Consider the following 13,494-nt stretch of genomic DNA (forward strand, 5'->3'; position numbering starts at 1 on the left):
GCCTATGGTCGTCCACCACCCCGGCTCACCGCAAAAAGTTGTCCACAACCCCATTGAGCACTTGACAGGGGTGGCGACGAGGCTCTGACCAGCGGCTCCCGCCCAGGAGCCGCCAGGTCAGGCCGGGCAGCCGCTGGTGTTCGGCACCGCCGTGTTGAGGTCGAAGTACGCCTCCGGCCCCAGTCCCGTCCCCCCGGTCGCCACCGGGTCCTTGTACGCGGGCGCCAGGAACCCCCGCTTGTACGCGTCGCACGAGATCGAGTACCCGTACCCGCCGACCTCGCCGTACCAGAGCCCCTGGCTGCCCGGCGTCCAGTGCGGCCCGCGCAGCAGCTTGTACTCCACGTCCGCCCGCACCACGACCAGGATGTCCATCGCCGAGGTGTGCTTGGGCTGCCGGTCGTCGGCGAAGGCGTAGACGAAGACGTAGTTGGTGCGCACGACCAGTTGCCCCGGTCCGCCCGCGCTCACCTGCATCGACCCGTTGACCTTCGGCGCGACCGGCAGCAGCGCGCTGCCCTTGTCGATCATGCTGACCAGGCCCTGGGTCTGCGGCTGCTGGGCCGTGCCGAACAGCGGCTGCAGCTGCCTGCGCGAGTCCGGGGCCAGCAGCGACAGGTACCGCTGGGGGTTGTGGTCGGCCAGCATCGCCGGGTCCAGCCTGCTGGCGATCAGCACGTCCCGCACCAGGGCCGTGGCCTGCGCGACCTCGTCCTTGGTGAACTCGCCGACCGGCATCGCCGGGGGCGCCTTGACGCCGTCGGCGCCGTCCGCCCAGCCCGCCGCGGGCGTGCCCGCGTACGGCCGGTTCGCGTCGACGGTGGGCAGCGCGAACTCGGCGTCGCCGCCACCGCCGCCACCGTCGCCCTTGGGCGAGCGGTCGAACACCCCGACGCCGACCAGCAGCATGACAACAGCGACCGCCGCCACGAGGGCGGCGGCCACCACGAGCCAGCGCTCGAGCCTGCGACGGCGCGCACGGCGCATCATCGCCTTCACGTCGGCTCTCGCCGAGTCCCGCACACGGCGTCGCCACGCGGCGTCCTGTAACGCCGCGTGATCGCCGTACTCACGTTGGTCCACCGGCCCCCCAAGGGCGATCCAAACCGGCGGACCGGTCTGGTTGAGGTGTCGACTGCCTGGTGAACACACCATCGATACGGCCACATCCGGCGTTAACAAAGCGATCACGCGAACTGTCCGCGCTGCGGTGAACGGCACTCGAAACCCGACCAACGGTCGCACCTGTTCATTTTGGTCGCGGCTGGTCACCCGGTTGGCGTAAGCAAACAGCGAGGGTCGAATTGGGACCCACGGGGCGTCTGCCGAAGCGGACCTGAGCCACCTCGAAGTGGCTCAGGTCACAAGTCTACTCCGACAAAAGAGTGACGGTGGCGGAAACGCCGGGGTGCGGCAAGCGGGTGTACCGCAGCGCCCGAACGGAGCCCGCGGCCCGCAGGTCGGCCTCGGCCGCGCGCAGTGCCATCTCCTCCTCCGGGCCGCACTCGAGCACCAGTTCGGCCACCGGCCAGCGCATGGACCGGCGGGCCTCCGACTTGGCCCGCCGGACCGCTACCAAGACCTCGGTGGCCAGGGCAAGCGTCTCGGCGAACCCTTCGGTTCCGGTCACTGTCGGCCACGGAGCGGAGTGCACCGAGCCCTTCTGCCACCACGACCACGTCTCCTCCGCCGCGAACGGCAGGAACGGCGCAAGAAGCCTCTGCAGGGCCGACAGGCACACCCGCAACGCGGCCCTGGCCGAGTCTCCACCGTCCCCGTACGCGCGATCCTTGACCAGCTCCAGGTAGTCGTCGCACCACGACCAGAAGAACCGCTCGATCCGCTCGAGCGCGTCGGTGTACTCGCCGTCGTCGAAGGCGGCTGTGGTAGCCGCGACCACTGCGTCCAACTCGGCCAGCGCCGCCAGGTCCAGCGGCTCGGACACCGTCTGACCTGGGGCGAAGCCGAGTACGAACCGGCTCGCGTTGAGCAGCTTCGTGGCCAGCCGCCGACCCACCCGCATGCGGGTCTCGTCGAACACCGTGTCCACGCCGGGGCGCCCCGACGCCGCCCAGTAGCGCACCGCGTCCGCGCCGTAGTCGTCCAACAACGACTCCGGGGTCACTGCCGTGCCGTCCTTCTTGCTGAGCTTCCGACGGTCCGGGGTCACCACCCACCCGGACAGCGCCGTCTGCCGCCACGGGAGGACCCCGGTCTCGGTATGCGCACGCAGCACGGTTGAGAACAACCAAGTCCGGATGATCTCGTGGCCCTGAGGGCGCAGATCCATCGGATACGTCCGACCGAACAGCTCCGGGTCGTCGTCGGCCCCGCACACCAGCAGCGGTGTGAGCGACGAGGTGGCCCACGTGTCCATCACGTCCGGGTCGGCCGTGAACCCGCCGGGCGCGCCGCGCTGGTCCTCGGTGTAGCCCAGAGGGGTGTCGGAGGCCGGGTCGACGGGCAGGTCCGCTGGAATGATCGGATTCGCGTAGTCCGGCTCCCCGGTGGCGTTAATCGGGTACCAAAGCGGAAAGGGCACCCCGAAGAACCGTTGCCTGCTGATCAACCAATCGCCCGCCAGCCCTTCCGTCCAGTTCTCAAAACGCACGTGCATATGCACCGGCTGCCAGTGCAACTCGCGTCCCCGGGCGAGCAGGGTTTCTCGATGCGCCGACGACTTGATGAACCACTGACGCCCCGACACGATCTCCAATGGTCGGTCTCCGCGCTCGTAGTAGGCCACCGGACGCTCCACCGCGCGGGGCTCACCTAGGAGCGCTCCCGCTGCGCGCAGTGACGACACCACCCCCTCACGGGCGGCGTGCACCGTCTTACCCGCCAGCGCGCGGTAGGGCTCCGCAGCGACCCCCGGCGGCGGGTCGGCAAGGAACCGACCGTCTCGGCCGATCACCGGACGCACGGGCAGACCCAACTCGCGCCACCACCGCACATCGGTCAAATCGCCGAAGGTGCAGCACATGACCAACCCGCTCCCGCGCTCGGGATCGGCCTCCGGATGCGTCAACACCGGCACGGGCACCCCGAACACCGGGGTGAGCACGGTCGTGCCCACCAGCGCGCGGTGGCGCTCGTCGTCGGGGTGCGCGATCAACGCCACGCACGCGGGCAGCAGCTCCGGGCGCGTGGTCTCCACCTCCACGCCCTCGGCGAACCGCAACGTGTGCCACGCCCCCTTACGCGGGCGGTGCTCCACCTCGGCCTGGGCCACCGCAGTCCGGAAGCCCACGTCCCACAACGTCGGCGCCTCAGCCTGGTAAGCCTCACCCGAGGCCAGGAGACGCAAGAACGACCGCTGCGACAACCGTCGCGCTCGCTCGCCGATGGTCGTATAGGTGCGAGACCAGTCCACGGATAGACCCAACCGGCGCCACAACGCCTCGTAGCCCTTCTCGTCCTCCTCCGTCTGCCGCGCGCACAGCTCCACGAAGTTGCGCCTGGAGATCGCGGTCGGTTCACCGGTAGGTGTGAACCCGGGGTCGTAGGGCAGGCTCGGATCGCACGTCACGTTGTGCACGAGCTGCACCCGTCGCTCGGTCGGCAGCCCGTTGTCGTCCCACCCCATCGGGTAGAACACGTCCTTGCCGCGCATGCGCTGGTAGCGCGCGATCAGGTCCGTGTGCGTGTACGAGAACACGTGACCGATGTGCAGGCTGCCGCTGACCGACGGCGGAGGCGTGTCGATGGAGAAAACGCCTTCCCGTGGCCGATCCCCGCGGAAGCGGTATACAGCGGACTCTGCCCACCGGGGGGTCCACGTCGCTTCCAGCCCGTCGAGGGACGGGCGCTCGGGCACGGTAGGTGCGTTGTCTGCCATAACCGGACGGTAGTGGCCTCCCCGCTCCCGGTTCGACCCGTTTTCCCTGGCCTTCGTAGACTCGCACCGTGACTGAGACCCCCACCTCACCAACCACCGACCTCCCCTCGGCCTGGGAGCCGAGCGCGGTAGAGGCGGAGCTGTACGAGGGATGGGTAGCCGCCGGGTACTTCACCGCCGACGCGGCCAGCGACAAGCCGCCGTTCACGATCGTGCTGCCCCCGCCGAACGTCACCGGCAGCCTGCACATGGGCCACGCGCTCAACCACACGGTCATGGACGCGCTGACCCGCCGCCGCCGGATGCAGGGCTACGAGGTCCTGTGGCTGCCGGGCATGGACCACGCGGGCATCGCCACCCAGAACGTCGTGGAGCGCCAGCTGGCGAGCCAGGGCCTGTCCCGGCACGACCTGGGCCGCGAGGCGTTCGTCGAGCGCGTCTGGGAGTGGAAGACCGAGTACGGCGGCAAGATCCTCGACCAGATGCGCCGCCTCGGCGACGGCGTCGACTGGTCCCGCGAGCGCTTCACCATGGACGACGGCCTGTCCCGCGCCGTGCAGACGATCTTCAAGCGCCTCTACGACTCCGAGCTGATCTACCGCGCCGAGCGCATCATCAACTGGTGCCCGCGCTGCCGCACCGCGCTGTCGGACATCGAGGTCGAGCACTCCGAGGACGAGGGCGAGCTGGTCTCCATCCGCTACGGCGATGGTGACGCCTCGATCGTCGTCGCCACTACGCGCGCGGAGACGATGCTCGGCGACACCGCCGTTGCCGTGCACCCCGACGACGAGCGCTACAAGCACCTTGTCGGCACCGAGGTGGCCCTACCGCTCACGGGTAGGCGCATCCCCGTAGTGGCCGACGAGCACGTCGACCCGGAGTTCGGCACAGGCGCGGTCAAGGTGACCCCGGCCCACGACCCCAACGACTTCGAGATCGGCCGTAGGCACAACCTGCCGTCTCTTACGGTCATGGACATCAAGGGCAACATCACCGTCCACGGCCCCTTCGAGGGCCTGGACCGCTTCGAGGCCCGCCCGGCCGTGGTGCGCGCGCTGCGCGAAGAGGGCCGCATCGTTGCGGAGAAGAGGCCCTACCTGCACTCGGTCGGCCACTGCTCACGTTGTGACACCGTTGTCGAACCGCGGCTGTCCTTGCAGTGGTGGGTCAAGGTCGAGCCTCTTGCGCGCGCGGCCGGTGACGCGGTGCGCGACGGTCGTACCCAGGTGCACCCGCCGGAGCTGGCCAAGCGCTACTTCGACTGGGTCGACAACATGCACGACTGGACCATCTCGCGGCAGCTCTGGTGGGGCCACCGCATCCCGGTTTGGTACGGCCCGGACGACCAGGTGGTGTGCGTCGGACCGGACGAGGAGCCGCCGACCGGCCAGGGCTGGACCCAGGACCCGGATGTGCTCGACACGTGGTTCTCGTCGGCGTTGTGGCCGATCTCCACCCTCGGCTGGCCCGCGGAGTCGGCGGACCTGGCCAAGTTCTATCCGACCAGTGTGCTGTCGACCGGCTACGACATCCTCTTCTTCTGGGTCGCCCGGATGATGATGTTCGGCCTCTACGCGATGGACGGACAGCAGCCCTTCGACCACGTCTACCTGCACGGTCTTATCCGTGACGCGCAGGGCAAGAAGATGTCGAAGTCGCGCGGCAACGTCATCGACCCCCTCGACTGGTTGGACCGCTTCGGCGCGGACGCCACCCGCTTCACCCTCGCGCGCGGCGCGAACCCGGGTAGCGACATGGCCCTGGCCGAGGAGTGGGCGGCCGGATCGCGCAACTTCGGCACGAAGCTGTGGAACGCCAGCCGCTTCGCCCTGATGAACGGCGCCACTACGGCCGTTCCGGTGCCCGACCGCGCGGAACTGACGGACGCCGACCGGTGGATCCTCGACTCCGCCGACGCCCTCTTGTCTGAAGTGGACAAGCTGTTCGAAGGCTTCCAGTTCGCCAAGCTGTGCGACGCGCTCTACCACTTCACGTGGGACCTCTACTGCGACTGGTACCTGGAGTTGGCCAAGGTCCAGATCGCCGAGGGCGGCGCGCGCGCCGATGCCACCCGCGCGGTACTCGGCCACGTGCTCGACAAGGTGCTGCGGCTGCTGCACCCGGTCATCCCGTTCGTCACCGAGGTGCTGTGGAAGGCGCTGACCGGCAAGGAGTCCGTGGTCATCGCGGACTGGCCCACGGTGTCGGGTGCCGAGCGCGACGCGCAAGCCAAGGTTCGCGTGGAGGGCGTGCAGAAGCTCATCACCGAGATCCGGCGGTTCCGCGCGGATCAGGGGGTAAAGCCCGGCCAGAAGGTGAAGGCGCGCCTGTCCGGTGTGGACGCGGTAGGCCTAACCGCGCACCAGACGGCCGTTACCGCGTTGGCGCGCCTAGAGGCGCCGGGTGACGAGTTCGCGGCAAGTGCGTCGTTGGAGGTCTCACTGGCCGGTGGGACCGTCACCGTGGAGTTGGACCTGTCCGGCACCGTTGACGTCGCAGCGGAGCGCAAGCGCTTGACCAAGGACCTGACGGTGGCCGAGAAGGAACTCGCGCAGTGTGCGGCCAAGCTGGGCAACCCCAAGTTCACCGACAAGGCCCCCGCGGACGTCGTGGACAAGATCCGCGTGCGCCGCGACGCCGCCGCCGCCGAGATCACCCGCGTGCAGGCCCGACTTGAGGCACTGCCCGCGAGCTGATGCTTTCGCCGGTCACGGGGTCACGAAGATCATTAGTGTGGCGCCATGGCATCGCTACTCGCCCTGATCGCCGCGCACGATGAGGTGGCCCGGGTACTGGCCTGGCCCGGCGGTTTCGAGCTGGGCCGGGCCGACCACCTCGAGGACGTCCACCTCGCGGGCGGCGCGGCGCTGGAGCCGATCGCGGGCGACCAGTCGGGCGGCACGTTCTTCTTCTGTGGCGAAGGCGGTGAAGAACGCCCGGTGCTCTATGCGGACTCCGAGGGCGGGGCGGCGCTGCTCGCCACCGGTCTCCCGGAGTTGTTGCGGCTGCTGCTCGTTGTGCCTTGGTGGGGGGATTGCCCCGCGTTCACCGCCGAGGAGCACGAGGAGGCGAGGGGTTGGTACCTCGAGGACGAGCCGGACCTGCTCCCGCAACGGGAGCGGGCGGCGGCCGTGCTCGGCTTGGAGCTGCCGGACGGGGCTACCGCACTGGCCCGGCTGCGCGAGGTCGCGACCTCGGCGGGGCCGGACTTCGCACTGGTCCTCACCTCGGACAACGAGCCCTACCGGCAGCTCATCCCGAAGGGGTGACGTACCTCAGGCCGGTACGGGCAAGTCATAGACCGTGACGGGGATGCCGGTGAGTTCGTCGGTGATGAGCGGCTCGATGTCCTCCCAACGACCACCCGCGAGGCCCGCGCCGATGCGGGGCATGTGCACGCTCGCGCCGAGGGGGGCTGCTTGGGTCGCGAGGTGGCGCAGGCACTGGCGTAAGGCGTCGTAGCGGATCGGTGGGGTGGTGGTGCGGCTGGTGCGGGTGCCGCGTTGGCCGACCATGTTGGCGACCCAGATGTCGGCCGTGACCTGTACGAGTTGAGTCGCCCCGAGGCCGAACTCGTTGTTGGCCCGGTCTCGGTACCAGCGGCGGAAGGCGGCTTCGGGCTCCGGCCAGCGCGCGGAGATGGCCAGGACGAAACCCCTGCCCCAGCCGCCGCGGTCGTTGCAGACGTGGGCGATGACCTTGGGGCCGGTTGCCTGGGGGGCGGTCGCGTCGCCGACCAGGTAGTGGATGTCCGCCATGGGCGGGGACGGTAGGCGGGCGCACCGACAAGATCGCTGGTCGTGACGGTGCCAGGTCCGGCGTCGGACCTGGCACCGTCACGAGCGGTCAGTCGGATTCGGTGTCGATCCAGCGGAACTCGACCTGGCGATTCCCGCCGAGCACGTGGGAGGCGGACTCGGCGGTGCGGAACTGGCCGCGGGTGCGGACGCCCTGGGCGTCGGGCATGCCGAAGAGCTCGACGTAGTCGTCGCCGGCGCCGTCGGCGATTTCCATGCCCCAGCCGAGGACGACGAAGTCCGTGGCCTGGCCTTCGGTGTCGCGTTGCACCTGGTAGACGGCGAATCGCCGGGGCGCGAAGTGCGCGGTGACCTCGGCGATTTGCCTGGTCAGCTCGTCTTCGGGGATGGGGGCGGCGGTGACCTGCATCAAGACCTCCTGATTCGCAACGTTGCGATCGGACTTGGGCAGCATCGCATCTCGACGGGTCGGAGAACAATGGCGCCATCGAGTGAATGCATTCGGAGCTACGTTGCGAGACACTGACGCCGACCAACCAAGATCGGGAGGATGGACATGGCTACCCCCAAGCAACCCACCGTCATCGGACGCGGGCTCGGCGGCGAACTGCGGATGCTGCGCGAGGCCAGGAAGATGAGTTGCAAGGAGGTCGCGAGCCAGTTGGGCTGGCAGGCGTCCAAGATTTCCCGGATGGAGACCGGCAAGCAGGGCATCAGGCCCGCCGACGTCGCGTCCCTACTCGTGATCTACCGGGTGATCGGAAAGGATCGCGAACGCCTGGTCAAGTTGGCCGAGCGCTCCGACGACATAGGGTACTGGGAGCATCAGACAGCTCTGTCCGATGAGTCCAAGACCCTCATGCGCATCGAGCGCGAGGCCACCGAGATCGTCAACTACGAGCCGCTGGTTCTTCCGGGGCTGGTGCAGACCGCTGACTACATTCGGGCGCTGATGCGAGCGGGGAACGTCCCTGCTGCGGATGTAGATTCCAGGGTCGCTGCTCGGTTGGCCCGCCAGGTGATCCTCACCAAGGATGTTCCGCCAGTCTTGCGGATGATCGTCGATGAGTTCGTGCTTCGTCGCGTGCTGGGCAGTCCGAAGGTGATGGCGCGGCAGCTCCGGCACATCTTGGAGGCAACTGAGCAGTCCACTACTACGGTGCAGGTGTTGCCCTTGTCGCTACATGGGCACTCAGGTCTGGATGGTTCGTTCGTGTTGATGGACTTTGAGCGGAACAAGCCGGTGGTCTACCTCGATCACAAGGTTTCCGGCCTCTTCCTGGAGGAAGAGGCTCACATCGAGTTCTTCCGTGCTGAGACCGATACTCTGGGTGGGCTGGCTCTGAGCCCCGCCAAGTCGGCGGAACTCGTTGCGACTATCGCACGAGAGCATGACCGAGAGTGAGGAACCTGATGGACGTGGTGGACCGGGCTTCGATGGTGTGGCGCAAGTCCAGCCGGAGCGGCACCAACGCGAACTGCGTGGAGGTCGGCTTCGTGTGGCGCAAGTCGAGTCGTAGTGGCTCCAACGCGCAGTGCGTCGAGGTTGGCCACGGGCCTGAGGTCACCGGTGTGCGGGACTCCAAGAACCCCGACGGCCCCATGCTGGCCTTCCCCGTCGCTTCGTTCGCGCAGGCCATCCGTACCCTCTAGGCGTGAGTCTGGATGAACTGGATCAGGTCGAGGCGGAACTCGACACCCGCTGGCCGGAGACCAAGCTCGAACCGTCGTTGACCCGCATCGCCGCGCTCGCCGACCTGCTCGGCGAGCCGCACCGGGCGTACCCGGTCGTGCACATCGCGGGCACCAACGGCAAGACCTCGGTCACCCGCATGATCGACGCCCTGCTCACCCGCATCGGGCTGCGCACCGGCCGGTTCACCAGCCCGCACCTGCAACTCGTCACCGAGCGCATCAGCCTCGACAACGCGCCCATCGACCCCACGCGCTACATCGAGGTCTACCGCGACATCGAGCCGTACATCGGCATGGTCGACTCAGGCTCCGACGTGCGGATGAGCAAGTTCGAGGTGCTCACCGCCATGGCCTACGCCGCGTTCGCCGACGCCCCCGTCGACGTCGCCGTGGTCGAGACCGGCATGGGCGGCGCGTGGGACGCCACCAACATCGCCGACGGCAAGATCGCGGTCATCACCCCCATCGGCATCGACCACGTCGAGTTCCTGGGGCCGGACATCCTCGGCATCGCCCGCGAGAAGGCCGGGATCATCAAGCAGGGCTCCATCGCCCTCATCGCCGAGCAGAACCCCGAGGTCGCCCGCGTCCTCCAGGAACGGGCCGTCGAGGTGGACGCCACTATCGCGCGCCAAGGCCTGGAGTTCGGCGTCCTGCGCCGCGACATCGCCGTCGGCGGCCAGGTCCTGTCCCTCCAGGGCCTCGGCGGCGTCTACGACGAGATCTTCCTGCCCCTCCACGGCGAGCACCAAGCCGCCAACGCCGCACTGGCCCTGGCCGCCGTCGAGGCCTTCTTCGGCGCGGGCGCCGATCGTCAACTCGACGTCGAAGCCATCCGCGAGGGCTTCGCCTCCGCCACCAGCCCGGGCCGCCTCGAACGGGTCCGCATGGCCCCCAGTGTCTTCGTTGACGCCGCCCACAACCCCCACGGCGCCGCAGCCCTAGCCAAAGCCCTCGACGACGAGTTCGGCTTCCGGCGGCTGGTGGGCGTAGTGGCGGTCATGGACGGTAAGGACGCGCCAGGCATCTTGTCCGCCTTGGAACCTGTGCTCACCGACGTCGTAGTGACGACGAACTCGTCCCCGCGCGCCATGGACCCGGACAGGCTCGCCGACATCGCCACCGACATCTACGGCGACGAGCGCGTGATGGTCTACCCGAACCTGGTAGACGCCATCGAGGCCGCGACCCAACTGGCCGAAGAATCCGAAGAGCCCGACGAACCCCTATCCGGCGGTGGGGTAGTGGCTACCGGCTCCGTAGTGACGGCGGGCGAGGTCCGGGCCCTCTTCGGTAAGGACCCGGCATGAGCGCCCCAGACCCCATGAAGAGCTTCCGCGGTGTCATGTCGGCGCTGCTCATCCTGGAAGCCATCGTCGTCCTCTTGGCGCTCTTGGTCGTCACCAAGTCCGACATCGCGTCTTGGCGGATCTGGTCTGTCGTCGCCTTGGCCCTCGCAATGGTGTTGGCGTGCGCCTTCGTCAGCCGCCCTTGGGCGACCTGGATGGTGATCGCCCTACAGGTCCTCGCCATCGCAGGCTTCTTCGTGCTCACTGCTTTGGGCGTAGTAGGCGTTCTCTTCGCTCTTGCGTGGTCTTGGGCACTCTGGGCCCGCAACGACATCCGCAAACGCATGACCCAGGGCACGCTGCCCAGCCAACAGCAGTAGCGGGAACGCAAGAGGCCGCCCACGTCCAGGACGTGGGCGGCCTCTTGTGGCTTTACAGGTTCGGGAACCAGATCTTGATCTCGCGCTCGGCGGACTCCGGGGAGTCGGAGCCGTGCACGAGGTTGTACTGGACCTCCAGGCCGAAGTCACCGCGGATGGTGCCCGGGGTGGCCTTGTCGACCGGGTCGGTGCCGCCGGCGAGCTGGCGGAACGCCGAGATGGCGCGGGGGCCCTCGACGACGAGCGCCACTACGGCGCCACCGGTGATGAACTCCAGCAGCGACTCGAAGAACGGCTTGCCGTCGTGCTCGGCGTAGTGCTGCTCGGCCACGGCCCGCTCGACCGAGCGCAGCTCCAGTGCCGCCAGGGTCAGACCCTTGCGCTCGATGCGGGAGATGACCTCGCCGACCAGCCCGCGCTGCACGCCGTCGGGCTTGACCAGGACCAGGGTGCGCTCGCTCACGGCTGTCGCAACTCCATTCACGGGGGAGGGATTGGCACGCCGTGCATGACCACGAGCGTGTGAGCAGGGTAACCCGACCGGGGGCACGCCCCCGCACCAGCCACCCGCCCGAAATACGTGAGCACCGCTGTCTAGATCGCGTAGTGGCTCCGGTCTCGCCGCTCGGCAAGACCGGAGCCGCAACACCTATCGGCTCGGGTTGAGCGTCTTGGACCAGAGGGAGGTGCCCTTGCCATCACGCAGGTACACCGTCAGGTCGCCACTACGGCCGTCGACCTGCACCTCACCGAAGTGCTGGAACCCGGCCAGCGGCGAGGTGTTCGCCGCAGGCGGCGCGTGCACGAACACGGCCTCTGGGCCGAACGTCGGGTCGAGGTTGTTCGGACCGAACGCCCCCGCGTGCAGCGGGCCGGACACGAACTCCCAGAACGGGTCGAAGTCGCCTACCGCCGCGCGGTCGGGCGAGTAGTGGTGCGCGGCGGTGTAGTGCACGTCCGCCGTCAACCACACCACGTTGCGCACCCGGCGGCGAGCGAGGGTCCGCAGGACCCAGGCGAGCTCGTGCTCACGGCCCGCGGGCGCGCCCGGCAGACCGTTGGCCACGCCCTCGATGTCCTTGCCGTCCGGCACGACCAGGCCGATCGGCAGGTCGTTCGCCACGATCTTCCACGTCGCCCGGCTGCGCGCGAGGCCGTCGACCAGCCACCTGGCCTGGCGGTCGCCGAGGATGTGACCGGGCTTGGTCTGGTCGGCGGTGTTGGCGTCCTTGTACGTGCGCATGTCGAGGACGAACACCTCGACGTGCTTGCCGTACGCGAAGCTGCGGTAGATGCGACCGTCCTCCGCGCGGCGGCGGTCGATCGGCTGCCACTCGTGGAACGCCTGGGAGGCGCGGGCGGCCAGGACGTCGACGCGCTTCTCGGTGTACTGGGGGAGGTCGAGGATCTCGCCGGGGTACCAGTTGTTGGTGACCTCGTGGTCGTCCCACTGCACGATCGACGGGACGCGCGCGGCGAAGGCGCGGACGTTGTCGTCGAGCAGGTTGTAGGCGAACTGCCCCCGGTACTCGGTCAGCGTCTCGGCGACCTTGGACTTCTCAGGGGTGACGATGTTCCGCCACACGCGACCGTCGGGGAGCGTGACGGTCGGCTGCATGGGGCCGTCGGCGTAGACGGTGTCGCCGGAGTGCAGGAAGAAGTCGGGGCGGCGGGCGAGCATGGCGGCGTAGGCGGTCATGCCACCGGTGTCGGGGTTGATGCCCCAGCCCTGGCCCGCGACGTCGCCGGACCAGGTGAACCGCACGTCCGAGCGGCCGACGGGGGCGGTGCGGAAGGAGCCGACCAGGGGAGCGCTGGTGGCACGCCCGTCCAGGTCCTCGGCGCGGACGCGGTAGTGCACCTCCTGACCGGCGGGCAGGCCGGTCAACCGGAGGCGGCCGGTGCCGTCGGTGTCCGGGCTGAGCACCGGCCCCCGCAAACACCGCGCGTGGCGGAAGGACGGGTCGCGCGAGACCTCGACGAGCATCCGCGACGGCCGGTCCGCCCGCGTCCAGACGAGCGCGCCGTCGCTGGTCACGTCACCGGTCTGCACGCCGTGGGTCAGCACCGGCCGCGCCTTGCCCCGGGCGAACGCGACCCCGGGCAGCGCCAACCCGGCCGCCACCGCCCCGGCGCCAACCCCGCCAACACGCAACAGAGCCCTACGATTCAGTTCGGTCATGGCCGCTTTCTAACCCCCCGACCCCGTCTCCGGACCAACCCGAGTTGACCAGCGGATGACGCTTGCGCCACCGCTCACCCGGCCACGGTCCAGGTTGATCAACCGCATGGCCCGATCACCAGCAGAGCCGGGGCCGGACATCCGGGTGTCGTCGACCGCCAGGCCGGGAGGTCGCTTCCGGTTCTCGATCAGCCCTGGTGGACCAGCCGCTCGGGCGCCGAGCCGGTGTCCTACCAGGCTCTCGCCGGCTTGCCCGCCGCTGTTCGGAACACGCCATCCCGGTTGCCGTCCGCGGGCGAGGTGGTCTCCGACCCCTTGTCCAAGACCAGGTACCGGTCCGAGCCGCCGT

The 13,494-nt window shown here is 68.9% G+C and carries 12 protein-coding genes; 6 read left to right on the forward strand and 6 right to left on the reverse strand.

The annotated features are described in order from the left end of the window. Positions 1-117: 117 nt before the first annotated feature. Both V5P93_RS07130 and valS read right to left on the reverse strand, forming a co-directional pair. Entirely contained in the window at positions 118-1,083 is a 966-nt protein-coding gene (locus V5P93_RS07130) for a hypothetical protein (protein WP_374065543.1), read from the reverse strand. Positions 1,084-1,369: 286 nt separating this feature from the next. Further along, the gene (gene valS, locus V5P93_RS07135) at positions 1,370-3,838 is read right to left on the reverse strand and encodes a valine--tRNA ligase (protein WP_104478571.1); all 2,469 of its coding nucleotides are present in this window, start codon (positions 3,836-3,838) and stop codon (positions 1,370-1,372) included. Positions 3,839-3,906: 68 nt separating this feature from the next. On the opposite strand from valS, the gene V5P93_RS07140 reads away from it, so the two are divergent. Together V5P93_RS07140 and V5P93_RS07145 are read left to right on the forward strand one after the other, a co-directional pair. Beyond that, positions 3,907-6,537, forward strand: coding sequence for a valine--tRNA ligase (locus tag V5P93_RS07140; RefSeq protein ID WP_104478572.1), 2,631 nt, complete (start codon positions 3,907-3,909; stop codon positions 6,535-6,537). Between the two features lie 45 nt (positions 6,538-6,582). Then, the gene (locus tag V5P93_RS07145; protein ID WP_104478573.1) at positions 6,583-7,110 is read left to right on the forward strand and encodes a hypothetical protein; all 528 of its coding nucleotides are present in this window, start codon (positions 6,583-6,585) and stop codon (positions 7,108-7,110) included. A gap of 6 nt (positions 7,111-7,116) precedes the next feature. Here the strand turns inward: V5P93_RS07145 and V5P93_RS07150 are convergent, their stop codons facing one another. After that, positions 7,117-7,599, reverse strand: coding sequence for a macro domain-containing protein (locus V5P93_RS07150; RefSeq protein WP_104478574.1), 483 nt, complete (start codon positions 7,597-7,599; stop codon positions 7,117-7,119). An 88-nt stretch (positions 7,600-7,687) separates the two neighbouring features. Next, a complete protein-coding gene (locus tag V5P93_RS07155; RefSeq protein WP_104478575.1) occupies positions 7,688-8,008 on the reverse strand; it encodes a hypothetical protein in 321 nt (106 codons plus the stop codon). Positions 8,009-8,155: 147 nt separating this feature from the next. Here V5P93_RS07155 and V5P93_RS07160 point away from each other — a divergent pair, with 147 nt between their 5' ends. From V5P93_RS07160 to V5P93_RS07175, 4 genes are read left to right on the forward strand one after another with little or no spacing between them, the layout of a single operon-like run. Then, positions 8,156-9,004 (forward strand): helix-turn-helix transcriptional regulator, encoded by an 849-nt coding sequence (locus tag V5P93_RS07160; protein ID WP_104478576.1) that lies wholly within the window; start codon positions 8,156-8,158, stop codon positions 9,002-9,004. A gap of 8 nt (positions 9,005-9,012) precedes the next feature. Continuing rightward, positions 9,013-9,252, forward strand: a complete 240-nt coding sequence (locus V5P93_RS07165) for a DUF397 domain-containing protein (RefSeq protein WP_104478577.1) — start codon at positions 9,013-9,015, stop codon at positions 9,250-9,252. Between the two features lie 2 nt (positions 9,253-9,254). Next, entirely contained in the window at positions 9,255-10,604 is a 1,350-nt protein-coding gene (locus tag V5P93_RS07170; protein WP_104478578.1) for a folylpolyglutamate synthase/dihydrofolate synthase family protein, read from the forward strand. After that, positions 10,601-10,963, forward strand: coding sequence for a DUF4233 domain-containing protein (locus V5P93_RS07175; RefSeq protein WP_104478579.1), 363 nt, complete (start codon positions 10,601-10,603; stop codon positions 10,961-10,963). The genes V5P93_RS07170 and V5P93_RS07175 overlap by 4 nt, the downstream gene beginning before the upstream one ends. A gap of 52 nt (positions 10,964-11,015) precedes the next feature. On the opposite strand, the gene ndk is transcribed toward V5P93_RS07175, so the two are convergent. Both ndk and V5P93_RS07185 read right to left on the reverse strand, forming a co-directional pair. Then, positions 11,016-11,426, reverse strand: a complete 411-nt coding sequence (ndk, locus tag V5P93_RS07180) for a nucleoside-diphosphate kinase (RefSeq protein ID WP_104478580.1) — start codon at positions 11,424-11,426, stop codon at positions 11,016-11,018. Positions 11,427-11,612: 186 nt separating this feature from the next. Beyond that, positions 11,613-13,145: an alkaline phosphatase gene (locus tag V5P93_RS07185; RefSeq protein WP_104478581.1), complete on the reverse strand. Its 1,533-nt coding sequence runs from the start codon at positions 13,143-13,145 to the stop codon at positions 11,613-11,615. Positions 13,146-13,494 lie beyond the last annotated feature (349 nt).

The sequence above is a fragment of the Actinokineospora auranticolor genome, from assembly GCF_041897805.1.
In the GTDB taxonomy this organism is placed as follows: Bacteria; Actinomycetota; Actinomycetes; order Mycobacteriales; family Pseudonocardiaceae; genus Actinokineospora; species Actinokineospora auranticolor.